The following is a 26377-nucleotide window of genomic DNA, read 5'->3' on the forward strand; positions in this document are numbered from 1 at the left end:
CGTGTCAGCCGCCGCGGCTGATGCGGTTGAACTTCTCGAAGATCTCGTAGAGCGGCAACCGCAGCTTGGCGTGGGCCACGGCCTCGTCGCCGGACCCCTGGTACCTGCGCAGGATCTCGAGGGTCTCCCCGCTGCTGTAGTCGAGGGCGGGCCGGCGCATCGGAGTTTCCTCCTTGACGTCGCCGCTCTTTCCGTCCGCTCCCCAGATGTGCAGGATCGGCACCGTGTTCAGGTTGAAGAGGTTGTCCTGGTTGCACTTCTGCCACATCGTCCACCGGTCTCCGTCGGCCGCGGAGTCCATGGTCTCGCCCTCGATGAGACCGGCACGGATGGCGTTGTTGCGGGAGAGGATGCAGGTACGCCCCGAAATCTTGGCGACGCCCGTGCTGCTGTCGACGAGCCGGCTGACGCCCGGCAGGTCCTTGCCCCAGTCCGGGATGAGGTCGGTGTGGTACCAGACCACCCCGGCGTCCTGGGCGATGTCCGCGTAGCTGTAGTGGCAGAACTCCCAGAAGGCGGAGGTCTGGATGAGTGCTTTGCGCATGCGCCACCGTCGGGAGGCCGACGAGATGGCGGCGTCGAAGCTCATTATCGTCTCGAGGCACTCCTGCAGGGTGTAGACGTACCCGGTGCTGCCGGGCTTGCCGATCGACGTCATGTAGGTCTCGACCTCTGTCAGCAGGTCGTCCCAGTAGGAGATGTCGAAGCCGATGTCGAGTTTCTCGGCAGGAGGGGGATAGAAGGACCCCTGGCCGGTGTCGCGTCCTGAGGCGATGTTGTTGTCGATCTCGATCCGGCCGTCCCCGGAGCCGACCCACTTGGTGACGATCTGGTCGAAGGCCCAGTTCTCCGGCATCGCGTAGCCCAGGTTCCCGGAGAAGCCGGAGGACATGTTGGACACGAAACTGGTGCCCGCGTAGCCGGCTTCGGAGATCCGGGAGCACGCGTTTCTGGGGCCGTAGACCCCGATCTTGTAAGGGCTCCCCAGCGCGTCCATCTGCTCCTTGACCTTGCGGAAGTAGGGAAGGATGTGCGAGGTCACCTCCTCGTCCATCGCGTCGTAGTCGACCGCGAAGTAGATCCGGCTGCCCGGCTTGAACCCGTGCTCCTCGGCCTTGTATGCGGCGTTCATGCAGTCGGTGACGCCCTGGGCGGGGCTGTAGTAGTCGACCGAGCGCGCCCAGGTCTGGTAGATCGGGAAACAGCGAAGCCCGTACTCCTCGATCGTGGCGAGCTCTCCGGGCTGAATCTCCTTCTCCGGCAGGTCGGTGGTGGAGGGGTTGTACAGATAGCGGCCGATGTACTTGTATCCGGCGCTCTTCAGGGCCTGCGCGCGGGCCGGGGTGATCTTGGTGACGCCGTCGCAGGCCTCGCCCTGGCGGGTCTGGTCGCCGTAGGAGACCAGGAGAGAGGACCAAGTGCGGAAGTCGGCCTGCCCGTTGACGGCGAGTTTCATGAAGGACTGGAAGGTGCTGACGGCCGACGCCAGCGAGGAGGTGAACGAGGACGAGAAGGCCACCGGGCGCTTGTTCAGCACCATGCCCGCGGTGAAGAGCCGGACCCATACCCCGGAGCTGCCGGTGGCCAGCGTGTGACTCTTCAGCCCGGATTGCGTTCCGGGTCCGAAGACTCCGTTCGCCGTGCCGTCGGCCATGCCCAGTTCGTACTGGATGGCGTACAGCATGGACTTGGCGACGTCACGGGAGTGGTGGCCGTCGCAGGGGATGATGTAGAAGTCCTTGCGCAGGACGTACTGGCCGTTCAGCCATTGCTGGATGGAGCGGATGGTGTCCGACCCGGAATTGACCGTCACGTAGGCGTCCATGTTGAACAGCCCCTTGACCGTCTTGGGCCACAGAGCGCTGCCCGGGTAAGTCACGCTCACACCCATGTTCTGATGCAGCTTCTCCACTGCCGCCTGGACGCGGGAGTTGTATTTGCCGTCGATTTCACCTCCGTCATAACCCTTGCAGTACAGGGCGGACTGGATGATCCGGCAGAAGTTCGCCGAGGGAATCGTATTCGCGTCGAGCTTGCCGTATTTCTCGGCTATCGCCGCGAGAGTGCCGGCACCGAAGTTGTTGGAAAGCGAGCTGAGGCCCATCTCGTACTGCAGCGCACGGGTGAGGGCATACATGACGGTCCAGCTCGTCTGACCGTTCTCGACCAGTTTCGAGATGCCGAGAGTGGCTCCGTTACCGTACGTGGTGTTGATGAATCTCTGGGCGCGAAGCACCAGTTCGTCAGCCATGTGATTCCTTTTCTGCGGACGTGAGAACGGGACTGAGGGGGATAGTTGGGTGTGTTGTTCCGGCGCAGCCCGGAAACGGCCGGTAACGGGATGTGGCGCATTCCGGGGCGTACGGCGCCGAGCGTGGTGCTGGAATGGGCCGAAGCGTCGCTCGGTCACGGGAGCGGGCGCGCGGGCAGTCAGCCGATGTGGTCCGGCCGGGCTGAGGGTGGAGTCGACGCGGCGTCTCTCGGGCGGGGTTCGGATGGCGCTACGAGATGTGCCGGCAAGCCGGCCGCAGGTGAAGGGCGGTCCAATACACGGGGAGCGCGGGCGCCGGACTGCGGCGAGGCGCGGCACTCGGCGACGTCCTCGCGGTCGCCGAAATGGTCACCTTGGTCCGTGCTCATGCCTCAAGGCCCCCCGGAAGTGCGGCAATTTTCCCCCATGCACGAGTCGGCCTGCGCCGGACTCCCGTGCCATCGATGAACCTAGGTCAGCCGAGGCGCCGTTGAGAAGCCCTTTTGCCTGCCAGGGGCTTCCTGTGGGTGGCCCTCAGAGCGCCACGATGAGCGACATGGCGGTGGATTCGTCGGGTTCTGTGAGCGAATCGATCACCATCGGGCGTTCCGCTGAGTCTTTGTTGCTTCATACCTTTGATGAGGAGGCGATGTTCGGTCGATCGGGCAGGCAGATGTTTCTGCCTCGATCCATTGATCTTGAGGGGGGCGTCGGGGCAAGTGCGCGACGCCGTGCGGGGATCGGGGGTGCTTACTGCGTAGATCTGGGCCAGGAGTGAGGGGCGATATCCAGCCGATGTGCGCTGTGGCGCCGCGCTGATGGGGTGTCGGCAGCGAGGAAGGGGTGAAGGTGCTGCGCACACCGTGTGCGTTTGGTCACAGGTGGCGTGTCGCGGCGTGCCATCCACTCCGAAGGCCGACCCGAGGACCGTCGGTGTGCCGACGAGGCGCCGGTCGGGTCGGCTTCCGAGCAGCCCGGGGCGGATCTCGCGCATGCCGTTGCGACTGAGTCATGCCGGACCGCCGGCTGTCGGGCACCACACGCCGCCGAGAGGCATGCTGACACCCTGACACCCACAAGACGTCTTCACGGCACCGTCATCGCCGGCGGTGGACCTTCAGCGCAGCCGGCAGCAGAGGGCCCGAGCAACACCGCACAGCATGCGCAGCCGCTCGCCACCCCGGAGGCGCGGGTGTCTCAGGAGCCGGGCACGGTCATCTCGAACCAGACCACCTTGCCCGTCGACAGCCGGGTCGCTCCCCACCGCCGTGCCAGCCGGTTGACCAGGAAGAGTCCGCGTCCGCCCTCGTCCGTCTCCCGTGCACGCCGCTGCCGGGGCAGCTGCGGGGAGTCGTCTCCGACTTCGCAGCGCAGGATGTCCGTACGCAGCAGCCGCAGTGTCACCGGCCGCTCCGCGTAGCGCACGGCGTTGGTGACCACCTCGCTGACCAGGAGCTCCACCTCGTCCGAGAGGTCGTCCAGGCCCCACCGGCTCAGGGCCCTGCGGGCCAGCCTGCGGGCCCGGCCGGGTGCCGCGTCCTCCGGCTCCAGGAACCAGTACGCGACATCGCTCGGCGCGATTCCGTCGAAGCGGGCGGCCAGCAGGGCGATGTCGTCGTCCCGGTCGCCGGGGCCGAGCATGTCCAGCACGTCGTCGCAGAGCGCCTCCAGCGGCGGCGAATGGTCCGGCCCGGTCAGCTGGGCGGTGGCGGCGAGCCGCTCCCGCAGGATCTCGATGCCCGTCCAGACGTCCCGCATCCGGGACTCCACCAGGCCGTCCGTGTACAGCAGCAGCGTCGCTCCGGCCGGCGCGTCCAGCTCGACCGCCTCGAAGTCGACCCCTCCGACACCGATCGGCGCACCCGGCGGCACCCGCAGCACCTCGGCCCGTCCGCCCAGGTGGAGCAGCACGGGCGGCGGGTGACCCGCGTTGGCGATGGTGATGCGGTGGGCGACGGGGTCGTAGACCGCGTAGAGGCAGGTCGCCATGCGGTCGCTGCCGAGCCGCTGCGCCTGCTCGTCCAGATGGTGCAGGACCTCCTGCGGGGGCAGGTCGAGCCCGGCGAGGGTCTGCGCGGTGGTGCGCAGCTGGCCCATGATCGCCGCGGACGTCATGGAGTGTCCCATCACGTCGCCGACGACCAGGGCGACCCTGCTGCCGGGAAGCGGGATCGCGTCGTACCAGTCGCCGCCGACCCGGGCAGTCTCGGCAGCCGGGAGGTAGCGCGAGGCCAGACGCACGCCCGTCGGCTGGGGCAGCGAGTCGGGCAGCATGGTGCGCTGGAGCTCGTCGGCGATGTACGCCTCGCGGCCGTACAGCACGGCCTTGTCGATGCCGAGCGCGGTGTGCGTGGCCAGCTGGGCCGCGACCAGGAGGTCGTCGGCCTCGAACGGGGGACGGTCCGTGCCGCGCAGGAAGACGGCGGCACCGATCACCCGGCGACGGCCGCGCAACGGGGCCAGGATCGCGCGGTGCCCGGTCGGCACGGTCCGGCCGGCCCCCAGGAGCTCGGGCAGGGCGACACGGGCCGCCGCGGAGTCCCCGAAGACGGGCCGCACTCCGCGCAACACCTCGGCGAGCGCGCCGCCCGCCCGGATCTCGCACAGCTCGGCTGCGGGCAGCAGCCCGGCCTGGGCGTCGGTGACGGGCAGCCGCAGCCGCTCGCCCTCCGGGCCGCTCTCGCTCTCCTCGTCGGCCAGCCGCAGCCTGTCGGTGCGCCGCAGCCGCAGCACGAAGGGGTTGACGGGCCGCTCGTCGCCCACCGGGAGCGGGTCGCGGAGGTAGACGAGTATGGCGTCCGAGAACGTGGGTACGCTCGCCCGGCACAGGCCCAGCACGATCTCGTCCAGGTCGATGCCGCGCGCGATCCGGCGGGTGGCCGCGCCGACGAAACGCAGCCGGTCCCCTTCGCGGCGGGTGACCGTCTGGGTGTCGGCCACCGGTCCTGCCGCGTCCGCGCCGGGCACCGGATTCGGTACGGAATCGGGCGCGGGGGCCTTCGCCGCGTGCGGCACCGGGGAGGGGCCGGGGATCGCGGCGGTGGCAGCGGCGCCCGGCTGGGCCTCCTGCTGCCGGGGCCGGGCGCGTTCCTGATGCCGGGCGGCCAGGGGCTGCCGGCCTTCGTGGGAGGTGGGATGCTCCGTCACGCGTGGGATTCCGTCCGTCCGGGCCGGTTGTATGAGGCAATCACCTCGTGGGGCGCCACTGTGCCCCGGCAACAGCGGTGAGAACAACGGCTGTCACCGGATGCCCTCGGAAAACGGGCCGAAACCGTACGGCCGCCGGAGGGGCCGGTATGAGGTCTTCCGGTGGCCGGGCAGCGGTCAGCGAGCACGTCTCCACCCCCTCGAAGTGGTCGTGCGACCGCACGGTGCACCCGGCTCCGTGGACCGTGTGACTCATGCGACGCGTGCGGTGACTTGTGGTCAGGCCCTGTGCCGGCCACGCCGGTTGTGGCACATGCGTCCGGCGGAGCGGTTCATGGAAGGCGATCCTACGGTTGCCCCCCTGGGGTGCATCAAGGGTCTCACGACGGCGTGGGGGCAGGGGTGCGGTCCCAGTCATCGGGCAGCGGGGGGACCGGCCACCGCGAGTCGGGCCGCCAGTGCTCCCAGCCGTCACTGAACGGAGCGCCCCAGCGTTCGATCACCTCGACGGCCGCCAGCCCCGCCGCGCGAACCCGCCGGGCGGTGGCCCGGTCCATCAGCCCGACCCGCTGCGCCTGCGCGAACTCGTCCTCGTCGAGCCACTCCCAGCTGTGGTCGGGGCGGACCGAGATGTCGAGGAAGTGGTCCTGCGAATCGACCCCGCCGGCCCAGCGTGACCGCGGCTCCTCGAGGTTGACGTACCAGTTGCGGAAGAGCCAGCCGCGGTCCCAGAACAGCCACACCGACCAGGGGTCACCGGGGCGGGCGAGCTTCAGCACGCCCGAGCCGAACCACCGGGAGCGCACGGTCGTGCGCGGGCGCGTGTAACGGGTGGCGAGCGGTTCGGCGTGCACCTGGGTGCCGTCGGCGAGCACCGGCCGTACGCACTCCGTGCCGGAGGCCATCCACACCGCCAGCAGTTCGTCGGTGTCCTGGACGACGGTGACCGGGCGGCAGATGTGCACCGCCTGGCCGTCGCCGTCGCCGGGCGTTCCGTTGGCCCTGTAGCGCCAGAGGATCCGGTCCCCCGGTGACCAGCGCACGCCGTCCCCCGCACCCGCCCCGGTGCCTGCTCCCGTACCCGCTTCCGTCGCTGTCATGAAGAGATCTTAGGGACGCACACGCCGGCGCGGCGCGTTACGCGTCAAGGCCGGGTCATACGCAACACGTCCAAGGCCTCGTCGAGCTGTTCCGTGGTCAGGTCGCCGCGCTCCACGTACCCTCCGGCCAGCACCGTCTCCCGGATCGTCGTGCCGTCGGCCAGGGACTTCTTGGCGACCTTCGCCGCTTCCTCGTAACCGATGTACTTGTTCAGCGGGGTCACGACCGACGGCGAGGACTCCGCGTACCGACGCGCCCGCTCCACGTCCGCCGTGATGCCGTCGACCGTGCGGTCGGCGAGCAGCCGGGAGGCGTTGGTGAGCAGCCGCACCGACTCCAGCAGGTTCTTCGCGATCACCGGAAGCATCACGTTGAGCTCGAAGTTGCCGGCCGCTCCGGCGGCGGCGACCGTGGCGTCGTTGCCCGTGACCTGGGCCGCGACCATCAGCACGGCCTCCGGGATGACCGGATTGACCTTGCCCGGCATGATCGACGAGCCGGGCTGCAGATCGGGCAGACTGATCTCGGCGAGCCCGGTGCGGGGGCCGGAGGCCATCCAGCGCAGGTCGTTGGAGATCTTGGTGAGTGACACGGCGACCGTACGGAGCTGGCCCGACGCCTCGACGAGCCCGTCCCTGGCGCCCTGCGCCTCGAAGTGGTTCCGGGCCTCGGTGAGCGGCAGGCCGGTCGAGCGGGCGACCTCCGCGATCACCGCGGCGGAGAAGCCGGGCGGTGTGTTGATCCCGGTGCCCACCGCCGTACCGCCCAGGGGGAGTTCGGCGAGGCGGGGGAGCGAGGCGTGCAGCCGCTCGACGCCATGGCGGATCTGCGCCGCGTAACCGCCGAACTCCTGGCCCAGGGTGACGGGGGTGGCGTCCATCAGATGCGTACGGCCCGACTTCACGACCTCCGCGAATTCGGCCGATTTCCGCTCCAGGGCCGCGGCCAGGTGTTCGAGTGCCGGGATCAGGTCGGCGGTGACGGCCGCGGTCGCGGCGATGTGGATGGACGACGGGAACACGTCGTTCGACGACTGGGAGGCGTTGACATGGTCGTTGGGGTGCACCTCGCGCCCGAGGCGCTCGGTGGCGAGCGTGGCCACGACCTCGTTGGTGTTCATGTTGGACGAGGTGCCGGAACCCGTCTGGAACACGTCGACGGGGAAGTGCTCGTCCCAGCGGCCCGCCACCACCTCGGCGGCGGCCTCCTGGATGGCGCCCGCGATCTCCGGATCCAGCACCTTCAGCTCGGCGTTGACCTTGGCCGCCGCCGCCTTGATCCGGCCCAGGGCCTCGATGTGGGCCCGCTCCAGCCGTTGTCCGGAGATGGGGAAGTTCTCCACCGCGCGCTGTGTCTGGGCGCGCCACTTGGCGTGCGCGGGTACCTTCACCTCGCCCATCGAGTCGTGCTCGACGCGGTACGCCGTTTCCTCGGCCGATCCGTTCATGGTCTACAACCTCCTGATGCAGGTGAGCACGCGGGACGTTCCGCGTATTCCCCGGGTGCCGCCGCCCAGGAGCCGTCCGGAGAAGAACCGTCGACCGGGCCGTGCACGGCGGGGAGCGGGCGCGCCGTGAGGCGGCCGCTCCCCGCCGTCGAAGCGCCGGACGATCAGTTGCAGGGGAACAGGTAAGAGGACGAGTAGTTGATGAAGAGGCTGCTGGACGAGGTGCCCATCTTGGCCGTGACCTTGGCACAGGCGATGCTCGACACGTAGACGGGGCCCGCGTACTGGGAGAAGTTTCCGGTGTCGGTGTCGCAGCCGGTTCCGTCGACCTTGCAGATCTTCAGGGACATGTAGCGCGAGACGCCCACGTTGTTGTCCATGATCGCGCAGCCCTTGGCCCCGTTGGTGTAGGAGAAGAGGGTCGCGAGGCGCATGCCCGGGTCGGTCCCCTCCGGCAGGGGGACCGCTCTGCTCAGGGTGTACCCGGTGCCGCACACCGTCGCGGCGGCCGCCGCCGTCCGCGGGTCCTCATGGGCCAGGGCCCGTGTCATGGCGTCGGCCTCGCCGGAGACGGCCACCTCGGGGCGGTCCGCGGCGACGGCCTGGGGAGCGGTGAGGACGGCGGCGGCGAGGGCGGCGGCGGCGAGGGCGGCGCGCATGACGACTGCGGAACGAGACATGGCTGAGTCCATTTTCTGCGGAGGCGGATGCTGCCCGAGGGCGGGCTGACGGTCAGGTGGCCGGGTCGTCCGCAAGGACGTCCCGGCGCTCGCCCAATTTAGGTGTGGCCTGCATCCGAGGTCATGACCTGGACGAACTCTGGCGCGAATGCGCCTGGAGCGCCTTGGCAGGAGGGGCCTTGGCGGGCAGCGGGCCCGGAGCGCCGGGGGCGCGGTGGCCGATATGCGGCGCCCCGGTGCGCGCACGGACCGGAGCGGGAACGCCGCAGGGGGTGCCCGGCCGCCGGCCGGACACCCCCTGAAGCCCTGGGACGGGTAGGTCAGCCGAGGCCGGGGCCGCGGACCGGGATGCTCGTGAAGGTCGGCGCCGGGGCGGGCTCGGTGAAGAAGTCGTTGCCCTTGTCGTCGACCACGACGAACGCGGGGAAGTCCTCGACCTCGATGCGCCAGACCGCCTCCATGCCGAGCTCCTCGTACTCGACGACCTCGACCTTCTTGATGCAGTCCTGGGCGAGACGTGCGGCGGGGCCGCCGATCGAGCCGAGGTAGAAGCCGCCGTGCGCGCCGCACGCGTCCGTGACCTGCTTGGACCGGTTGCCCTTGGCGAGCATGACCTTGGAGCCGCCCGCCGCCTGGAACTGCGCGACGTAGCTGTCCATGCGGCCGGCCGTCGTCGGACCGAAGGAACCGGACGCGTAGCCCTCAGGGGTCTTCGCCGGGCCGGCGTAGTACACCGGGTGGTCCTTGAGGTACTGCGGCATCTCCTCGCCCGCGTCGAGCCGCTCCTTGATCTTGGCGTGCGCGATGTCGCGGGCCACGACCAGCGGGCCGGTCAGCGAGAGCCGGGTCTTGACCGGGTACTTGGTCAGCTCGGCGAGGATGTCGTCCATCGGCTGGTTCAGGTCGATCTTCACCACGTCCCCGGACTCGTCCAGGTGCTCGTCGGTGGTGTCCGGGAGGAAGCGCGCCGGGTCCTTCTCCAGCTGCTCCAGGAACACGCCCTCGGCGGTGATCTTCGCGGTCGCCTGGCGGTCGGCCGAGCAGGACACGGCGATCGCGACGGGCAGCGAGGCGCCGTGCCGGGGGAGGCGGACGACCCGGACGTCGTGGCAGAAGTACTTGCCGCCGAACTGGGCGCCGATGCCGATCTTCTGCGTCAGTTCGAAGACCTTCTGCTCCAGGTCCTCGTCCCGGAAGCCGTGGCCGGCCGGGGAACCCTCGGAGGGCAGCTCGTCCAGGTAGTGCGCGGAGGCGTACTTCGCGGTCTTCAGCGCGAACTCGGCCGACGTACCGCCGACGACGATCGCCAGGTGGTAGGGCGGGCAGGCCGCCGTGCCCAGTGAACGGATCTTCTCCTCCAGGAACTTCATCATGGAGGCCTCGTTGAGGACCGCCTTGGTCTCCTGGTAGAGGAAGGACTTGTTGGCCGAGCCGCCGCCCTTGGCCATGAAGAGGAACTTGTAGGCGCCGCCGTCCGTCGCGTACAGCTCGATCTGCGCCGGCAGGTTCGAGCCGGTGTTCTTCTCGTCCCACATGGTCAGCGGGGCCATCTGCGAGTAGCGCAGGTTGAGCTTCGTGTACGCGTCGAAGATGCCGTGCGACAGGGCCTCCTCGTCACCGCCCTCGGTGAGCACGTTCTGGCCGCGCTTGCCCATGACGATCGCCGTGCCGGTGTCCTGGCACATCGGCAGGACACCCGCGGCGGCGATGTTCGCGTTCTTCAGGAGGTCCAGCGCGACGAACTTGTCGTTGGACGAGGCCTCGGGGTCGTCCACGATGCGGCGCAGCTGTGCCAGGTGGGCGGGCCGCAGATAGTGCGAGATGTCGTGCATGGCCTCGGCCGCGAGGGTGCGCAGGGCCTCCGGAGCCACCTTGAGGAACGTACGGCCGTCGGCCTCGAAGGTCGAGACGCCCTCGGCGGTCACCAGCCGGTAGGGCGTGGTGTCCTCTCCCAGTGGGAGCAGATCGGAGTACGCAAACTCTGGCATTACGGCCATTCCTCACTCGGCGACAGCAGCTGACCACCCTTGGGCAGCGCATCCACCAGGGTAGGACCCCCCGGACCTCCCGGACCTGTGAGGTAAGGCTCACCCGGGATCCCCTGCGCCGGAGGCCGGATCGCGAGCAAGGCCGGTGAGGCACTGGTCGCGATCTATCGCGTTTCGGTAGGCTGGTTCGGTGGACCTCGAAAAGCAGCCCCAGCAGCCCGTCGCTCCGGCCGGTCCCGCGCCCGCCGGAATCCGCGCCTCCGACGCGGACCGCGACCGGATCGCGGATATCCTGCGGGAGGCCATGGCCGAGGGCCGGCTGACCGCCGAGGAGCACGCCGAGCGGGTCGACCTCGTCTACCGGGCCAAGACCGTCGGTGAACTCGAACCACTGGTCCAGGACCTGCCGGCGCCTGGCGGTACCGCCAGGCAGGCCGCCTCGTCCTACGGATACGGCCCCGAGGGGACCCCTGGGCCCGCCGAGAATCTGGTGGCGGTCTTCAGCAGCTCCACCCGTAAGGGCCGTTGGCGCGTGGGTGGCCGTACGAACGCCTTCGCCCTCTTCGGGAGTGTCGAGATGGACCTCACGGAGGCGCTGTTCGGCCAGCGGCTGACGGTCATCAACGCGACGTCCATCTTCGGCAGCGTCGAGGTCAGGGTGCCCGAGAACATCTCTCTGCGCGGCAGCGGAACGGGTGTTTTCGGCAATTTCGAGGTCGACACCCTGGAATCCGCCGACCCGGAAGCCCCGGTGGTCGTCGTGAACGGCTACTCCGTCTTCGGGAGCGTCGAGGCGAAGCCCAAGCGTGGCAAGCTCATCGCCAATCTGCACCGCCAGTTGCGCAAACACCTCGGCCACTGAGGCCGGACGGCTGGGCCACGGCGGATTCCGGCCAACCGGCGACGCGGTGTGGACGCGGCGGCCGCAAGGCGGCGCCACTCAGTGCATAGGCGTGCGTACAGCGGGTAGGGAGAGCTGCATCGCCTCTCGCTCACGAAGCCCAAGCCGTCGTCAGGAGTGGGCCGTGCTGCACATGCCGCATCAGCCCCTGCAGGTCGCCGCCGTACCGTCCCCACGCGCGCCCGCGCGCGAGGACCAGGCGGGGCCCTGGCACTCGGAGGCGGTGTGCCGCCGGGACGAAGCCGGACTGTTCTTCGCCCCGTCGAAGGAGCCGACTGCTGCCCGGCTGTCCCGTGAGGAAGCCGCCAAGCAGGTCTGTGCGAGGTGTCCGGTGATGGTGGAGTGCCGGGAGCACGCGCTCATACAGCCCGAGCCCTACGGGGTGTGGGGCGGTCTCACCGCAGCCGAACGCCGCGTGGTCCTCGCCCGGCGCCGGAGGCGCGACATGGAGCTCAAGGCGGCGGCCCCGACGGGGCACATAGCCGCGGCGGGCTGATCCCCGCGCGGACGGATGTGGGGGCCGCTCTGCCCGGGCGGCCCCCACATCCGTACCGACGGAGCTACTTGGCGCGGTCGAAGTCGATCGCGCTGTAGGCACGCAGCTTCGAGAGCCGGTGCGTCGAGTCGATCCGCCGGATCGTGCCCGACTTGGAGCGCATCACCAGGGACTCCGTGGTCGCCGTCTCCGCGCGGTACCGCACACCGCGCAGCAGTTCGCCGTCGGTGATCCCGGTGGCGACGAAGAACACGTTGTCCCCGCTGACGAGGTCATCCGTCGACAGGACCCGGTCCAGGTCGTGACCGGCGTCCAGCGCGCGCTGCCGCTCGGCCTCGTCCTTGGGCCAGAGCTTGCCCTGGATGACCCCGCCGAGGCACTTTATGGCGCAGGCCGAGATGATGCCCTCGGGGGTTCCGCCGATGCCCATGAGCAGGTCGACGCCGGTCCCCTCGCGGGCCGCCATGATCGATCCGGCGACGTCGCCGTCGGAGATGAACTTGATCCGGGCGCCGGTCTCCCGGATCTCCCGGACGACGCCCTCGTGCCGGGGCCGGTCCAGGATGACGACGGTGACGTCCTCGGGCGTCGAGCTCTTGGCCTTCGCGACGCGCCGGATGTTCACGGAAACGGGCGCGTTGATGTCGACGAAGTCGGCGGCCTCGGGGCCGGTGACCAGCTTGTCCATGTAGAAGACGGCGGACGGGTCGAACATCGCGCCTCGGTCCGCGGCGGCCAGGACGGCGATCGCGTTGGGCATGCCCTTGGCGTTCAGTGTGGTGCCGTCGATCGGGTCGACGGCGATGTCGACCTCGGCTCCGGTGCCGTCACCGACGCGCTCGCCGTTGAACAGCATGGGGGCTTCGTCCTTCTCGCCCTCGCCGATGACGACGATGCCGTTCATCGACACCGTGGAGACGAGCGTGCGCATGGCCTTCACCGCGGCGCCGTCGGCGCCGATCTTGTCGCCGCGGCCGACCCAGCGCCCGGCGGCCATGGCGGCGGCCTCGGTGACCCGCACCAGCTCCAGGGCCAGGTTGCGGTCGGGGGCCTCCGGGGAGACCTCGAGCTGGGACGGCAGATGATGCTCGGACATCGGAGCGCACCTTTCTGTACGACGACGACCGGAAAGAGGGTGCTGTGACTCTATCGGTAGGTCGATAAAATGAGCAGAGCGGGTCACGTTTGAGCGGGTGCCCGATGGCTGGGCCCCGGGCGGCGCATGCCACCATTGAGTCCGTGGCAAGCAAGCGAGGCAAGCAGACCGTCCGGGACATGATCCTGTCGATGCTCGTGATCACCGCTGTGGCGGGCGTCGTCTACATCTTCATCCCGCACGACGACAAGGCCGACCCGATCAAGGCGGTCGACTACCGGGTCGAGCTCGCGACGGCCCGTCGTGCCGCGCCGTACCCGGTGGCGGCCCCGGCCGGACTGCCGGAGGGCTGGAAGCCGACCTCCGTCTCGTACGAGGGACACAACGCCGCCGGCTGGCACCTCGGCTACCTCGACCCGGACGACCGGTACGTCGCCGTGGAGCAGTCGACGACCCCGGCGAAGAAGTACGTCCCCCAGGTCAGCCAGGCCGCCGAGAACACCGGCCGTACGCGCGAGGTCTCGGGCCGGGCGTGGGAGGTCTGGGAGGGCCCGAAGTACGACGCGCTGGTACTGCGCGCCGAGGGTGTGACGACGGTGGTCACCGGCTCGGCCCCGGCGGAGCGGCTGGCCGAGATGGCCGCCGCACTGAAGACCGCGCCCGTCGGAACCGCCTCCGCCCCGGCCGCCTCCTGACGGCGGCCACGCCGCCCGGCCGGGGGACCCGCTGGGCCGGAGGAACCGCGAAGAGCCCCTCGACGCCGAGCGTCGCGGGGCTCTTCCGCTGGTTCCGGGAGCGGGTCAGACGGTCGTGACGACCTCGTCGTAGGACAGGCGCGGCAGGCGCGGGAACCAGGCGTCCTCGCCCGGCTTGCCGATGTTGACGGCCATGAGCAGCTTGTGGTCGCCGTCCAGGAACTCCTTCTCGATGCCCGCGGCGTCGAAGCCGGTCATCGGGCCGGCGGCCAGGCCGGCGGCACGGACGCCGATGATGAAGTAGGCGGCCTGCAGCCCCGCGTTCAGCGCGGCGGACTGCTCGCGGACCGGGCGCTCGGAGAAGAACGCGTCCTTGGCCTGCGGGAAGTGCGGCAGGAGCGCCGGGAGTTCGTCGTGGAACTCGTGGTCAGCGACGAGGAGGGCGACCAGCGGGGCGGCCGCGGTCTTCGGGCGGTTGCCCTCCGCCATGTGCTTGACCAGACGCTCACGGCCCTCGGCCGAGCGGACCAGGACGACGCGCAGCGGCGACTGGTTGAAGGCGGTGGGGCCGTACTTGACCAGGTCGTAGATCGCCTGGACCTGCTCGTCGGTCACCGGCTCGTCGGTGAACGTGTTGGCGGTGCGGGCCTCGCGGAAGAGCAGGTCCTGGGCGGCGGGGTCAAGAACGAGGGACATCTGGAGCGGTACCTTCCGAACGGAACGGGTCAAGCGACGGAGTCACCGTAACCGGAAGATAGATTAAGCTTCAACTAAATCCGTCCCGGGGTGATCCACCGCACAAGCGCGCCCGAAGAGCCCCCGCCCGCTCAGTCCGTGCCGTCGCCCGCCCCGGAGGCCTCCTCGGGGCGCGCCAGCGCCGCGTCCAGCCGGGCCCGCGCACCCTCCAGCCAGTGCCGGCACACCTTCGCCAGCTCCTCGCCGCGCTCCCACAGGGCAAGCGACTCCTCCAGCGTCGTGCCGCCCGCCTCCAGGCGGCGTACGACCTCGATCAGCTCGTCCCGCGCCTGCTCGTACCCGAGCGTGCCCGTCGCGGCAGCCGTCGTCGTCCCGTCGTCCGTCATGCCGACCACCCTATGCGCGGGCTCCGACAAACCGGCCCGGTCACTCCGCGACCCGTACGGTGAACTCGCCCTCGGAGACCCGCGCCCGCAGCTCCTCGCCCGGCGCCCCGGCGTCCGCGGGGGAGCGCACCACATGACCGTCCGGCCGCTGCAGCACGGCGTAACCCCGCTCCAGCGTCGCCGCGGGCGACAGCGCCACGACCCGGGCACGGGTGTGCGCGAGCTCGGAGTCGGCGCGGTCCAGCAGGTGCCCGAGCACCCTGCGGCTCCGTCCCACCAGCGCGTCGATCTCCGCCTCCCGCTCGTCCACCATCCGCTGCGGCCGCTCCATGGAGGACCTGCCCAGCGCGTGCGCGAGCCCGCGCTCCTCCCGGTCGATCAGGCCCCGTACGGTCCGCAGCGCGCGGTCCCGGAGCTGCTGGACGCGGTCGAGCTCCTCGCCCACGTCCGGCACGACCTTCTTCGCCGCGTCGGTCGGTGTGGACGCCCGCAGATCGGCCACCAGGTCGAGCAGCGGCGAGTCCGGCTCGTGCCCGATGGCGGAGACCACCGGCGTGCGGCACGCGGCCACGGCACGGATCAGCGCCTCGTCGGAGAACGGCAGCAGGTCCTCGACGCTGCCGCCGCCGCGGGCGACGACGATCACGTCGACCGCGTCCAGCCCGTCCAGCTCCTGGACCGCCTGGACCACCTGATTCACCGCGTGCACCCCCTGCACCGCGGTGTTGCGCACCTCGAAGCGCACCGCCGGCCAGCGCCGCCTGGCGTTCTCCAGCACGTCGCGCTCCGCCGCCGACGCGCGCCCGGAGACCAGGCCGATCAACTGCGGCAGGAAGGGCAGCGGTTTCTTCCGGTCCAGTGCGAAGAGGCCCTCGGCGGCCAGTGACTTCTTCAGCTGCTCCAGCCGCACCAGCAACTCGCCGATGCCCACCGGCCGTATCTCCGTGGCCCGCAGCGACAGCTGCCCGCGCGGGGCGTACCACTCCGGCTTGGCGAGGACGACGACCCTCGCGCCCTCCGTCACTACATCGGCGATCCGGTCGAAGACCTGCCGGAAGCAGGTCACGCTCACCGAGATGTCGTGGGACGGGTCGCGCAGCGTCAGGAACACCACCCCGGCTCCCGGCCGGCGCGACAGCTGCGTGATCTGCCCCTCGACCCAGACCGCGCCGAGCCGGTCGATCCACCCGCCGATCAGCCGTGACACGTCGCCGACGGGCAGCGGGGCTTCCGGGGACGTAGTGAGAGCCATACGGGCGAGGGTATCGGCCGGTGCCGACAATCAGGCGGCCCGCCGCCCCCACTGCACGGCCAGCACCACCAGCCCGATCCCCAGCCAGCACAACCCCACCAGCTGGGCGCTCGTCGTCGCCTCCAGGATCACCGCGACCAGGATGGCCGCACCCACCACCGGCATCAGCACGTGGCGCCACCAGCTCGGCGTACCCTCCATCCGGCGTACCGCGAACCAGCCCACCACCGACGCGTGCAGCAGTACGAACGCCGTGAGCGCGCCGACGTCCACCACCGACACCAGATGGTCGAGCCCGTCGTCGCGCCGGGCCGCCCACACCGCCGCCACCAGCGTCACCACGGCGGCGCACATGATCGCCACGCGCGGCACCCCGGACCTGGCGTCGATCTGGGACAGGAACGTGGGGAGCCGCCGCTCCCGGGCCATCGCGAACACCAGACGGCCGGCGGCCGCCTGCCCCGCCAGCGCCGCGAAGGCGGCACCGATGGCCTTGCTGACGGCCACCAGATCGTGCAGCCAGCTCCCGACCGAGGCATCCACCGCGTCGTAGAACGCCGACCCCTGCTTCGCCGGATCCGCCGCCAGCTCCGCCGAACTCACCGGTTCCAGCAGCGCCGCAAGATAGGACTGCACCACGAACAGCGCCCCCGCGAGCACCAGGCAGAACAGCACCGCCCGCGCGACTTTGGCCGACCCCCCCGTCACCTCCTCCGCGAACGAGGCGATCGCGTCGAAGCCCAGATAGGACAGCACCGCGATGGACACCGCGCCCAGCACCGCGGCCATCGAGAACTCGGAATCCCCGGTGAGCGGCGTCAGCCAGCCACGCCGCGCCCCGTCCCTGACCAGCACCACCACGGCCGACACCACGAACACCAGCAGCACCACGATCTCCATGGCGAGCACCGCGAAGCCCACCCGGGCCGCGGCCCTCACACCCCAGAGGTTGAGCAGGGTCGTCACGACGACCGCGATGGCCGTCCACACCCACTGCGACACCTCGGGGACCAGCGCGTTCATCGCGATCCCGGAGAAGAGGTAGGCCACCGCCGGGATGAGCAGGTAATCGAGCATCGCCATCCACCCGGCGATGAACCCGGGCCCCTCCCCGAGCCCCTTGCGGGCGTACGCGAAGACAGACCCGGCGAGCGGCGCTACATGGACCATCTGGGCGTAGCTGAACGCCGTGAAGGCCATCACCACGGTCGCCACGAGGTACACGAGAGCCACGGCCCCGTCGGACCGGGCGTCCAGCGTGCCGAACACGCCGACCGGGGCCATGGGTGCGATGAACAGCAGCCCGTAGACCACCAGGTCCCGGAACCCGAGTGTGCGCCGCAGCTTTCCCTCTTCCGCGCTGCTGCCGCTGCCCGCCATGAAGCCTCCGTCGCTTGATTGCGTACGCATCAGTCTCGCGACCCCGCTGTCCCGGCGCCTGTTCGGTACGGCCTTACGATGGGACGCATGACTGCAACTCCTGCCCGCCGTGTCCTGCTCGCCGCACCCCGTGGCTACTGCGCGGGCGTGGACCGCGCCGTGATCGCCGTCGAGAAGGCCCTGGAGCAGTACGGTGCGCCGATCTACGTCCGTCACGAGATCGTGCACAACAAGTACGTCGTGCAAACGCTCGAGAAGAAGGGTGCGATCTTCGTCGACGTGACCGCGGAGGTGCCCGAGGGCTCCATCGTGATGTTCTCCGCGCACGGAGTCGCCCCGACCGTCCACGCGGAGGCCGCCGAGCGCAAGCTCGCCACCATCGACGCGACCTGCCCGCTGGTCACCAAGGTCCACAAGGAAGCCGTCCGCTACGCCAAGGAGGACTACGACATCCTCCTGATCGGCCACGAGGGCCACGAGGAAGTCATCGGCACGAGCGGTGAGGCGCCCGACCACATCACACTGGTCGACGGCCCGGAGGACGTGGCGAACGTCGAGGTCCGCGACGAGTCGAAGGTCGTCTGGCTCTCCCAGACCACACTCTCCGTCGACGAGACGATGGAGACCGTCGGCGCGCTCAAGCAGAAGTTCCCGAACCTTCTCTCCCCGCCGAGCGACGACATCTGCTACGCCACGCAGAACCGCCAGGTCGCGGTGAAGAAGCTGGCCGAGGACGCCGAGCTGGTCATCGTCGTCGGCTCGAAGAACTCCTCCAACTCGATCCGCATGGTCGAGGTCGCCCTGGACGCCGGTGCGCCCGCCGCCCATCTGGTGGACTTCGCCGACGAGATCGACGAGGCGTGGCTGCAGGGCGTCACCACGGTCGGCCTCACCTCGGGCGCCTCGGTGCCCGACGTACTGGTCGACGGCGTGCTGGAGTGGCTGGGCGAGCGGGGTTACGCGGACGTGGAGACGGTGAAGACCGCCGACGAGTCGATCACCTTCTCGCTCCCCAAGGAACTCCGCCGTGACCTTCGCGCGGAGGCCGCGGCGCTCTCCGAGTGACCCGGGTGGAGCCCGGTGCGCCCGCTCTGCGCGGAGTGACGCCGGGCGCCACCGCCGGTCCCACCGCCGCGGAGTGACCCGGGCGCTCCCACCGGATCCCCCCTCCGGGGAGTGATCCGCGCCACCTGCCCGTACCGTGGACGGCATGAAGATCTTCGGTGTGGACATCGGCGGTTCAGGGATCAAGGGTGCGCCCGTGGACCTGGACCGCGGAGAGCTGGCGCAGGAGCGCCACAAGGTACTGACACCTCACCCGGCCACGCCCGCGAGCGTGGCCGACGGTGTGGCCGAGGTCGTCGGGCACTTCGACTGGCAGGGGCCGGTCGGCATCACGTTCCCCGGAGTCGTCACCGGCGGCATCACCAGGACCGCGGCCAACGTGGACAAGGGCTGGATCGACACGGACGCCCGGGCGCTCCTCAGCGACCGCATCGGGCAGCCCGTGACGATCCTCAACGACGCGGACGCCGCCGGAGTCGCCGAGATGACCTTCGGCGCGGGCCGCGGCCGCAAGGGCACGGTGATCATGCTGACCCTCGGTACGGGCATCGGAAGCGCGGTCTTCACCGGCGGGCAGCTGGTACCCAACACCGAGCTCGGCCACCTGGAGCTGCACGGCCACGACGCCGAGAAGCGCGCCTCCACGAAGGCCAAGGAGGACGAGGACCTGAGCTGGCACCACTGGGCGCACCGGGTGCAGAAATACCTGGTCCACGTGGAGATGCTGTTCTCGCCCGAACTCTTCATCATCGGCGGGGGCGTCAGCCGCAAGGCGGAGAAGTTCCTGCCGCTCATCGAACACGTACGGGCCGAGATGGTCCCCGCCGAGCTGCAGAACAACGCGGGCATCGTCGGCGCGGCCATGGCGGCCGCAGGCAAGTAGGACCTACGCGCGGGGGCGGCGGGCGGCCCGGTCTGCCCGGTCGGCCCGGAGCAGGTGGCGCTGCCGCTCCCGCATCTGCCGGACCTTCCGTACGGTGGCGATGAGACCGGCGATGAGCGTGCCCCCGTACAGCCAGCCCGCGTGGACGGCGAGCGCGGTCACGACGGCCATCGCCTGTCCGCCGAAGCCGCCCGTGCCGCCCGCTACGGGGATCACGCCGACCGCGAAGGCGATGGGCACGATGATCGGGGCCGTGACCAGGTCGGCGGGCCGGACCCAGAGGGCGGTCAGGGCACTGACGGGCAGGAACAGCAGCCCGTACACGAGTTCGGAACCGCCGAGAAGAAGCCGGTCCAGGCACGCCAGCAGGAACATGGCCAGCGCCGCGAAGAGTCCGGCGCCGATGCCGGTCAGCCGGGGGTTGGGGAATCGGCGCAGCGCCCTGACCACAGGCGGAACGCCGCCGGGCCGGGAACCCGGCGCCGGGCTCGTCACCGGTGCGACCGCCACCGTCACCGGGTATGCGGCCGGGGCCGTGACCTCACCGAGGCCGCCGGGCTGGGCGGGCCGGCCCTGCGAGGGCTGCCTGCGCTGCGGGGTACGTGTCCTGTGCTGCTCCACCCCGACAACCTAGGTCGCCGGGTGCACTCTTTCGGGCGTTGGACACGCGCTTTGGGTGACCTTGGCGTTGCGTTCGATCCCACACGGCTGAAACAGGACCGTTCGGCCGTGGACGGGCCTCCGCCTCCGCACCCGTGACGGGCCGCCCGGCCCCGCCCGTAAACTGGAGAACCGGTCCACTCCCGGCCCGCCCGGACAGCCCCTCTCCTCACTCCAGGAAGTCGCCAAAGTGTCGCTCACGATCGGAATCGTCGGCCTGCCGAATGTCGGCAAGTCGACCCTGTTCAACGCCCTGACCAAGAACGACGTGCTGGCGGCCAACTACCCGTTCGCCACCATCGAGCCGAACGTCGGCGTCGTGGGCGTCCCCGACCCCCGGCTGAACAAGCTCGCAGAGATCTTCAACTCGCAGAAGCTGCTCCCCGCCACCGTCGACTTCGTGGACATCGCGGGGATCGTGCGGGGTGCGAGCGAGGGCGAGGGCCTGGGCAACAAGTTCCTCGCGAACATCCGCGAGTCCGATGCGATCTGCCAGGTCATCCGCGCCTTCAAGGACGAGAACGTCGTCCACGTCGACGGCAAGGTCTCGCCCAAGGACGACATCGAGACGATCAACACCGAGCTGATCCTGGCCGACCTCCAGTCCGTCGAGAAGGCCGTCCCGCGCCTGACGAAGGAGGCCCGCCTCCAGAAGGAGAAGGCCGCCGTCCTCGCCGCCGTCGAGGAGGCCCAGAAGATCCTCGAGGCGGGCGACACGCTCTTCTCGAAGGGCATCACGGCCGGTACCGAGAAGGGCCGGCTCCTGCACGAGCTGCACCTGCTCACGACGAAGCCCTTCCTGTACGTCTTCAACGTCGACGAGGACGAGCTGGTCGACGAGGACTTCAAGGCCGAGCAGCGCGCACTGGTCGCCCCGGCCGAGGCCATCTTCCTCAACGCCAAGATCGAGTCCGAGCTGATCGAGCTCGACGACGACGAGGCCCTCGAGCTCCTCCAGTCCATGGGCCAGGAAGAGCCCGGCCTGGCCACCCTCGGCCGCGTCGGCTTCGACACCCTGGGCCTCCAGACCTACCTCACGGCAGGCCCGAAGGAAGCCCGCGCCTGGACGATCAAGAAGGGCGCCACGGCCCCGGAGGCGGCCGGTGTGATCCACACCGACTTCGAGAAGGGCTTCATCAAGGCGGAGATCGTCTCCTTCGAGGACCTCGTCGAGACGGGCTCGGTGGCCGAGGCCCGCGCCAAGGGCAAGGCGCGCATGGAGGGCAAGGACTACGTGATGCAGGACGGCGACGTGGTGGAGTTCCGCTTCAACGTCTGACGACCAGTCAAGAAATGTGCCCGGCCCGCTTGTTGGTGGGTCGGGTGCAGGCGTACGTCCGCGTGGAGTCCTTGTGCCGCGAAGCGCTGAGGTGCTGGTGACGGGTCTGGTTGGTGCGACTGCGGTCGGCGTTCAGACTTTGACGACCTCTACGGCGGCGCCGCACAGGAGCGTCAGGTCCTCGGGGTCGGAGGTCAGGACGGTGACCGGCTGGGGTGCGGTGCGGGCGATGACGGCGAAGGCGGCGTCGACGGCGTACTTGTGGCCGTGGAGGCGGTGGCTGCGCAGGAGGGCTGCGGCCTGATCGGTGATCTCCTTGGTGACGTCGTGAACGTCGACGCGGGAGAGGACCCACTTGATCCGGGCGGGGTGGATGCGCTCGTAGTCGGCCTCGAGGGTGGTCATGGCGCTTGTGGCCACGCGGATGCCTTCCTCCGATGCCGCTTGGATCAGGGCCATGACGGTGCGGTCCTTGCGGTAGAGCTTGGAGAGGCCTTCGCTGTCGAGCAGCAGGGTGCCGGGCATCAGGCTGCGGCCCCGCCGACCTGCCGGTGGTCATGGCGCAGCAGCGCGCGGGCGGCTTCGACCTCCTCGCGGGTGAGCTCGTCATTGTCGGTCGCGAAGTCGGCGACGATCTCCCGGAGCTTGTCCATGGCGACCCGTTGTTCGAGGGCTTCGGCGACGTAGGAGGAGAAACCGCCGGGCCCGACGTGGGCGCGTGCGGCTTCGGCGAGGTCCTCGGGCAGGCTGATCGAGTACTTCTTGCTACTGCTCATGGTGCCCATGCTACCGGTGGTCGTAAGTCTCTGGGTGTAAATGGTCGTGGCCGCGCGGACTGTGCGGACGGGTATCCGTCCGGTCCGCAGAGAGTCCGCAGGACACCCGTAGGCGCCCGTCGCAGGCCAGCGCGAGCCAACGGGGAAATGGCTGGTCAGGGCCCTAGACAGGGCTCCGCCGCAGGTCAGGGTCAGTCCGCAGGCGTTCCGCTTCAACGTGTAGCGAGTAATTACCATCACGTCGATGACCTGGCAGACATGCAGATCAGAAGGGGTCCGACCTTTCGGGGTCGGGCCCCTGGTTCGTTTCCGTGCTGGGATGGTGCTGGGATGCCTGACCGTCGTCACCTGTCATCACCTCTGGTCAGCCCTACCGTGCTGGGACAGTGAGCGCGGGCCGATCACGGCGAGGAGCGCCTCTCACTCCTCCACCACCCTGACCAGTTCCACCGGGAAGCGGTGTCCGAACTCGATCGAGTTGCCGGCGAAGAAGATCCGCTCGCCGCCGAACCGCCGGGCGAGCTTCCGAGCGATCATGGTCGCTGCGGATTCCTCGTCGCCTGTGCGGTAGTTGACGAAGACGTCGGGCATGAAGGTTCCCTACGTGAGAGGAAGGCGGTGACGGTCGGCTGATCGACGCGTCGGTCGGCCGTGCTCAGGCCGACGGCCTCCGACTGACTGGCGAGGGTGGACTGCTTCAGCAGCTGGCCAAGCGGCTGCTGGAGTCCGCGCTCCAGGGTGAGATCGCCGGCCACCTCCTCGGCATCCACCTGGACGACGAAAAGCGTGAACCTCGCCAACGACGCCGGCACGGCCCTCGGTGACATCGTGTTCGTCAGGGATGCCGGCCTTGGCCCCTGCTCCCGTGCGACCGGCCCGGTGCCGCACTCGAAACGCAGGTCCGTGGCTCGTGATCGTGACAGATCCCTACCTGCGGTTTGGCTGCACCTGCTCGGCCCGTCCATGGAGGAGATCGAGCGGGGGCGGGGCGATCTGGCCTTGGCGCGCATCCGGGAGGACTGGACCAGCTGGCGCGGCCGAGCCGTCGAGCCCCTTGTCCGCGAGGCCCGGGACCCGTACCAACGACGTCGAGATCGATATCGTCGGGGCGGACCGCGCCCCCATTGCCAAGGAACTGCTCTTCGTCGGCTCCATCAAGTGGCTGGAGCAGTCGCCCTTCGATCGGCACGACCTGGCAGCTCTCCATCGACACCGGGCTGCCCTCACTGGGGAACCTGTTCCAGTCGTGGCGGTCTCGCGCAGCGGAGTCGACTGTCCGGGGCTCGATGCCGCCTACGGCCCTGGCGATTTGCTGACCGCCTGGCCGCTGTGAGTGGCGGGTGGCGGGCGACGCAAGGGAGGTGGGGAGCGCGATCAGATGCGGTAGCGCGTGCGACGGCCGGTCAGCGTGGGAGAGCGCCCCTGCGGTCCGGCCGCGGCAGATGCGAAAGTGCGGTCGCCGTGTCGGTCGCGATGCGGGACGGTGCCGAGGGCGCCTGCGTGAAGGAGGCGTGGGGCGCTTCCACGGGCAGGGGCGGTATCGACGTGGGCGTGGACGCCGACGGCAGTCCCGCTGTCAGCGTGACGGATCCGATCCGTATCCCCACCGCTGCCGCGGCCCCCGGCTCGTGGTTCCCCGGCGGGTTTCCCGGATCGGGCTGGGGGGCGTCCCGGGTCACGCGAGCGACGCGGTCCGGGGCCGGGGAGGGGGACGGTGCCTGCGGACGTTCCGGAGCCGGGCGGGGAGTGGAGAAGTCCGTGGCCGGGGCGGGGCGCAGCGCACCGGCGTCGGCCCTCGGAGGGTGGCCGTCCGGCCGGTCGGGGGGAGCGGCGGGCAGGGACAGTCCCACTGTGGCTGCCGTGACCGCGGCCGAGGCCGCCACTGCTGACCGGGTGGCCCCCGTGCGCGGGAACCTGCGTACGAACGTCCAGACGAGCATGGCCAGGACGAAGCTCCCGGCCAGGACATCACGCAACGACCTTCTGGCCCTGGCGAGCAGGGACTCGGTCGCCCGGTAGCTCAGCCCCATGGCCCGGGCGACCTCTGTGACGTCGAGGTCCTGGGACCGGAGCCGCAGTGCCTCCGCCTGGCGGGCGGGCAGCAGTTCGTCGCTGAGGTCTGCCAGCCACCGGGCCTCTGCCCGGTCGCATGCCACTTCCTCGACCGGAAGGGGCTCGGCGGGAGCAGTGGAAGGGCTCGTGCTCAACTCCGCGTCGCGGGCGAGCTGACGGTGCCGTTCGGCGCACGCGCGTACGGTCGCGTGCCTGAGCCATGAGCGCACCCGGCCGTACTGGACGTTCTTGTCCTCCACCGCGCGGAGCATCGCTTCCTGGACGGCGTCCTCGGCCTCATCGGCGCTCGACGAACGGCGGCGTGCGATCTCGAGCAGCTCGTCCCGGTGGCTCCAGACGAGCTCCCACCGGTTGCCCGGGCCGATCGGCCGACGAGTCGTGCGTGGGTGGTCCCTCACGTTCCAAGCTCCCCGGACTGTGGTCTCGGGCTCTGTCGTGCGCTGATCACGGCGCCACACGGCCCCTATGCCCCACGACCTGTCCGGCATCGGGGGGCATACGGGCACGGCGTCGGGTCAGGCCGAGAGCGTGGAGGCGGTCCCGAGCCCGGCGACACCCAGCCCGTCGGCGCCGACGGCGCCCGACAGCCCGGCGGAGAGCGAGGAGAGCGGCGTGTCGAGGGAGACCTCGCCTGCCAGGCCGGCGAAGACGCCACCGGACACGTTGTCCAGGTCCGCGTCGGTGATTTCCTGGGTCTGTATCTGGGGGGCGGAGCTCATGAGGTGAATTCCTTTCACGCTGATTCCGAACGGCCGAGGCCGACTCCGTCAGGACGGAGTGGCCTCGCCGTTGTCGCGGTCGGGGCCTCCGCGACGTGAAGGATGAAAGCACGTGGGCGCGTGGCGAGGCCACCCACCCGACGGCCCCTCACCATGCATTTCCCCATCGAAAAGCCGGTGCGGTCACATCGGTTCGTGGACCGGTACGTTTTCTTCACCTGAGCGGCCGACGGACGACGCGCCGGCCAGATCTTTACTCCGCCGCGAACGGGACATTCTGCGTGACGGGCACGAGGGGTTCGCTCCGCACATGGGGAGCCGTCGCAGGTGACGGGGCACCTGCGTGCGCCTTGTGGAGATCCGCCGCAGACAGCCGGGTCCGGCGCCCTGCGGGGGAGACCGGGCCCGGAATACCGGGCCCGCCGGCCCACGACCTCGCGTACCGGGCGGGACCGGAATACGGGGCCCGCCCGTCCTCGGCCTCGCGCCCCGGCTCCGCGTCGTGGTTGCTCATCGGCCGGAGGGCCGGAGTCGCCGTCCATTGCGCCGGGCGTGGGAATGCCCGTCACGCCTCCGCCGGAATCGGTACGGGAGCGGCAGCCCGGCCGGCCGCGGAGCCCGGCCGGCCCCGAGTGTCACCAGGCGCCGCGGTGCGGCACGCCCAGGACGAGGGCGGCCGACGCGGTGATCAGGAACGCGATACCGCCCACGATGTCGCGGGAGCCCACGCGCAGGTGGGCGATGATCGCGCCGGTGAAGTACAGCACGAGGCACGCGGCGGCGAGGGTTCCCAGCAGCGGCACGGCGAACCCGCCCAGCAGCCCGATGGTGCCCGCCGCGAGCAACGAGCCCAGTACCGGAACGTACTTCCTGGGTATGCCTTTCATGTCCGCTTGGGTCTTGGGGAATTCATGCCCGATCAAGTACGTGACGGCGGCGGCACCGATGAAGACCGCGCCGAGAATGGTGACCGTGACGTAGGCGATGTACACATTCTCCCCGCTCTGTTGGGGCAGTGCTGCTGGTGCCCGTCGTGGGATGCCGTCGTCCGGATGACAAGCCGGCGACGCTACAGGTGACATCGGCTGGCCGCCGGGTGGGGCAGTGACCCGAAATCCTGGTAGCTGCTGCTCGACACCGCTACTGCATAACGTTGTTGGGGTCAAAAACGCTGCATGTGCGCTGAGACCGTACGCGTCGGAACGGTGCGATATTCCGCCGTATTGCTTTTCTCGGCGGCATATCGCTTTGTGATCGATCCATGGAATGCGCCCTCGTGATGGCGACCGATCCGGTAAGCCGCCTTGCGCGGGCCGGGAGAAACCGGCCTGCCGTGAGCAGGTGTTGATCGGGCCGTTCGGGCCGTTCAGGCCGATCGGCGAGAACGGCCCGCACTCCGCGCCGCC

General features: G+C 69.9%; 24 protein-coding genes and 2 pseudogenes. 8 read left to right on the forward strand and 18 right to left on the reverse strand.

The window, feature by feature from the left end; genetic code table 11:
* Positions 1-4 precede the first annotated feature (4 nt).
* The 6 genes from OO67_RS06795 to OO67_RS06820 all read right to left on the reverse strand — a co-directional run bounded on the left by OO67_RS06795 (position 5) and on the right by OO67_RS06820 (position 10614).
* Complete coding sequence (locus OO67_RS06795) at positions 5-2251, reverse strand: glycoside hydrolase domain-containing protein (protein ID WP_033297990.1); 2247 nt, start codon at positions 2249-2251, stop codon at positions 5-7.
* Positions 2252-3448: 1197 nt separating this feature from the next.
* Complete coding sequence (locus tag OO67_RS06800; RefSeq protein WP_033297991.1) at positions 3449-5398, reverse strand: ATP-binding SpoIIE family protein phosphatase; 1950 nt, start codon at positions 5396-5398, stop codon at positions 3449-3451.
* Positions 5399-5778: 380 nt separating this feature from the next.
* Positions 5779-6498 carry a cytidylyl-2-hydroxypropylphosphonate hydrolase gene (gene fomD / locus OO67_RS06805; protein WP_033297992.1) on the reverse strand — a complete coding sequence of 240 codons (720 nt, stop codon included), beginning with the start codon at positions 6496-6498 and terminating at the stop codon, positions 5779-5781.
* A gap of 44 nt (positions 6499-6542) precedes the next feature.
* Positions 6543-7946 (reverse strand): class II fumarate hydratase, encoded by a 1404-nt coding sequence (locus tag OO67_RS06810; protein WP_033297994.1) that lies wholly within the window; start codon positions 7944-7946, stop codon positions 6543-6545.
* A 164-nt stretch (positions 7947-8110) separates the two neighbouring features.
* Entirely contained in the window at positions 8111-8626 is a 516-nt protein-coding gene (locus tag OO67_RS06815; protein ID WP_033297995.1) for a hypothetical protein, read from the reverse strand.
* Between the two features lie 320 nt (positions 8627-8946).
* The gene (locus tag OO67_RS06820) at positions 8947-10614 is read right to left on the reverse strand and encodes a fumarate hydratase (RefSeq protein ID WP_033297996.1); all 1668 of its coding nucleotides are present in this window, start codon (positions 10612-10614) and stop codon (positions 8947-8949) included.
* A 190-nt stretch (positions 10615-10804) separates the two neighbouring features.
* Here OO67_RS06820 and OO67_RS06825 point away from each other — a divergent pair, with 190 nt between their 5' ends.
* Positions 10805-11476 carry a DUF1707 SHOCT-like domain-containing protein gene (locus tag OO67_RS06825; protein ID WP_033297997.1) on the forward strand — a complete coding sequence of 224 codons (672 nt, stop codon included), beginning with the start codon at positions 10805-10807 and terminating at the stop codon, positions 11474-11476.
* Between the two features lie 163 nt (positions 11477-11639).
* Positions 11640-12011: a WhiB family transcriptional regulator gene (locus tag OO67_RS06830; protein WP_033297999.1), complete on the forward strand. Its 372-nt coding sequence runs from the start codon at positions 11640-11642 to the stop codon at positions 12009-12011.
* A gap of 64 nt (positions 12012-12075) precedes the next feature.
* Here the strand turns inward: OO67_RS06830 and glpX are convergent, their stop codons facing one another.
* Positions 12076-13107 (reverse strand): class II fructose-bisphosphatase, encoded by a 1032-nt coding sequence (gene glpX / locus OO67_RS06835; protein WP_033298001.1) that lies wholly within the window; start codon positions 13105-13107, stop codon positions 12076-12078.
* Positions 13108-13250: 143 nt separating this feature from the next.
* Between glpX and OO67_RS06840 the strand changes: the two genes are divergently transcribed.
* On the forward strand, positions 13251-13802 hold the full coding sequence (locus OO67_RS06840) for a DUF4245 domain-containing protein (protein ID WP_033298003.1): 552 nt from the start codon (positions 13251-13253) through the stop codon (positions 13800-13802).
* Between the two features lie 105 nt (positions 13803-13907).
* Here OO67_RS06840 and OO67_RS06845 read toward each other — a convergent pair whose 3' ends face one another.
* The 4 genes from OO67_RS06845 to OO67_RS06860 all read right to left on the reverse strand — a co-directional run bounded on the left by OO67_RS06845 (position 13908) and on the right by OO67_RS06860 (position 17546).
* Positions 13908-14498, reverse strand: coding sequence for a malonic semialdehyde reductase (locus OO67_RS06845; RefSeq protein ID WP_033298005.1), 591 nt, complete (start codon positions 14496-14498; stop codon positions 13908-13910).
* Between the two features lie 131 nt (positions 14499-14629).
* Positions 14630-14884, reverse strand: coding sequence for an exodeoxyribonuclease VII small subunit (locus tag OO67_RS06850; RefSeq protein ID WP_033298746.1), 255 nt, complete (start codon positions 14882-14884; stop codon positions 14630-14632).
* Positions 14885-14924: 40 nt separating this feature from the next.
* On the reverse strand, positions 14925-16136 hold the full coding sequence (xseA, locus tag OO67_RS06855; RefSeq protein WP_033298747.1) for an exodeoxyribonuclease VII large subunit: 1212 nt from the start codon (positions 16134-16136) through the stop codon (positions 14925-14927).
* 30 nt (positions 16137-16166) lie between these two features.
* Positions 16167-17546 carry an APC family permease gene (locus OO67_RS06860; protein WP_382055413.1) on the reverse strand — a complete coding sequence of 460 codons (1380 nt, stop codon included), beginning with the start codon at positions 17544-17546 and terminating at the stop codon, positions 16167-16169.
* A gap of 48 nt (positions 17547-17594) precedes the next feature.
* Here OO67_RS06860 and OO67_RS06865 point away from each other — a divergent pair, with 48 nt between their 5' ends.
* Positions 17595-18581 carry a 4-hydroxy-3-methylbut-2-enyl diphosphate reductase gene (locus OO67_RS06865; protein ID WP_208860970.1) on the forward strand — a complete coding sequence of 329 codons (987 nt, stop codon included), beginning with the start codon at positions 17595-17597 and terminating at the stop codon, positions 18579-18581.
* A gap of 145 nt (positions 18582-18726) precedes the next feature.
* A complete protein-coding gene (gene ppgK, locus OO67_RS06870; protein WP_033298749.1) occupies positions 18727-19464 on the forward strand; it encodes a polyphosphate--glucose phosphotransferase in 738 nt (245 codons plus the stop codon).
* 3 nt (positions 19465-19467) lie between these two features.
* Here the strand turns inward: ppgK and OO67_RS06875 are convergent, their stop codons facing one another.
* A complete protein-coding gene (locus OO67_RS06875; protein WP_033298010.1) occupies positions 19468-20085 on the reverse strand; it encodes a DUF6542 domain-containing protein in 618 nt (205 codons plus the stop codon).
* Positions 20086-20314: 229 nt separating this feature from the next.
* On the opposite strand from OO67_RS06875, the gene ychF reads away from it, so the two are divergent.
* Positions 20315-21403, forward strand: coding sequence for a redox-regulated ATPase YchF (ychF, locus tag OO67_RS06880; protein WP_033298011.1), 1089 nt, complete (start codon positions 20315-20317; stop codon positions 21401-21403).
* 132 nt (positions 21404-21535) lie between these two features.
* Here the strand turns inward: ychF and OO67_RS06885 are convergent, their stop codons facing one another.
* The 3 genes from OO67_RS06885 to OO67_RS36275 form a co-directional block, all read right to left on the reverse strand.
* Positions 21536-21928, reverse strand: a complete 393-nt coding sequence (locus OO67_RS06885; protein ID WP_033298012.1) for a cupin domain-containing protein — start codon at positions 21926-21928, stop codon at positions 21536-21538.
* Entirely contained in the window at positions 21928-22179 is a 252-nt protein-coding gene (locus OO67_RS06890; RefSeq protein ID WP_033298751.1) for a hypothetical protein, read from the reverse strand. The genes OO67_RS06885 and OO67_RS06890 overlap by 1 nt, the downstream gene beginning before the upstream one ends.
* Before the next feature lie 420 nt (positions 22180-22599).
* Complete coding sequence (locus OO67_RS36275) at positions 22600-22770, reverse strand: hypothetical protein (RefSeq protein WP_244300052.1); 171 nt, start codon at positions 22768-22770, stop codon at positions 22600-22602.
* A gap of 38 nt (positions 22771-22808) precedes the next feature.
* On the opposite strand from OO67_RS36275, the pseudogene OO67_RS39555 reads away from it, so the two are divergent.
* Together OO67_RS39555 and OO67_RS39560 are read left to right on the forward strand one after the other, a co-directional pair.
* Positions 22809-22937: pseudogene (locus tag OO67_RS39555) on the forward strand (IS256 family transposase); the annotation flags it as partial.
* A 98-nt stretch (positions 22938-23035) separates the two neighbouring features.
* Positions 23036-23512: pseudogene (locus tag OO67_RS39560) on the forward strand (ATP-binding protein); the annotation flags it as partial.
* 70 nt (positions 23513-23582) lie between these two features.
* On the opposite strand, the gene OO67_RS39255 reads toward OO67_RS39560, so the two are convergent.
* The 3 genes from OO67_RS39255 to OO67_RS06910 all read right to left on the reverse strand — a co-directional run bounded on the left by OO67_RS39255 (position 23583) and on the right by OO67_RS06910 (position 25963).
* On the reverse strand, positions 23583-24650 hold the full coding sequence (locus OO67_RS39255) for an RNA polymerase sigma factor (protein WP_051709189.1): 1068 nt from the start codon (positions 24648-24650) through the stop codon (positions 23583-23585).
* 117 nt (positions 24651-24767) lie between these two features.
* Complete coding sequence (locus OO67_RS06905) at positions 24768-24971, reverse strand: hypothetical protein (RefSeq protein ID WP_033298013.1); 204 nt, start codon at positions 24969-24971, stop codon at positions 24768-24770.
* Positions 24972-25606: 635 nt separating this feature from the next.
* Positions 25607-25963, reverse strand: coding sequence for a DoxX family protein (locus OO67_RS06910; protein ID WP_033298014.1), 357 nt, complete (start codon positions 25961-25963; stop codon positions 25607-25609).
* Between the last annotated feature and the right edge of the window lie 414 nt (positions 25964-26377).

This window comes from Streptomyces atroolivaceus (assembly GCF_000717025.1).
GTDB classification, from domain to species: domain Bacteria; phylum Actinomycetota; class Actinomycetes; order Streptomycetales; family Streptomycetaceae; genus Streptomyces; species Streptomyces atroolivaceus.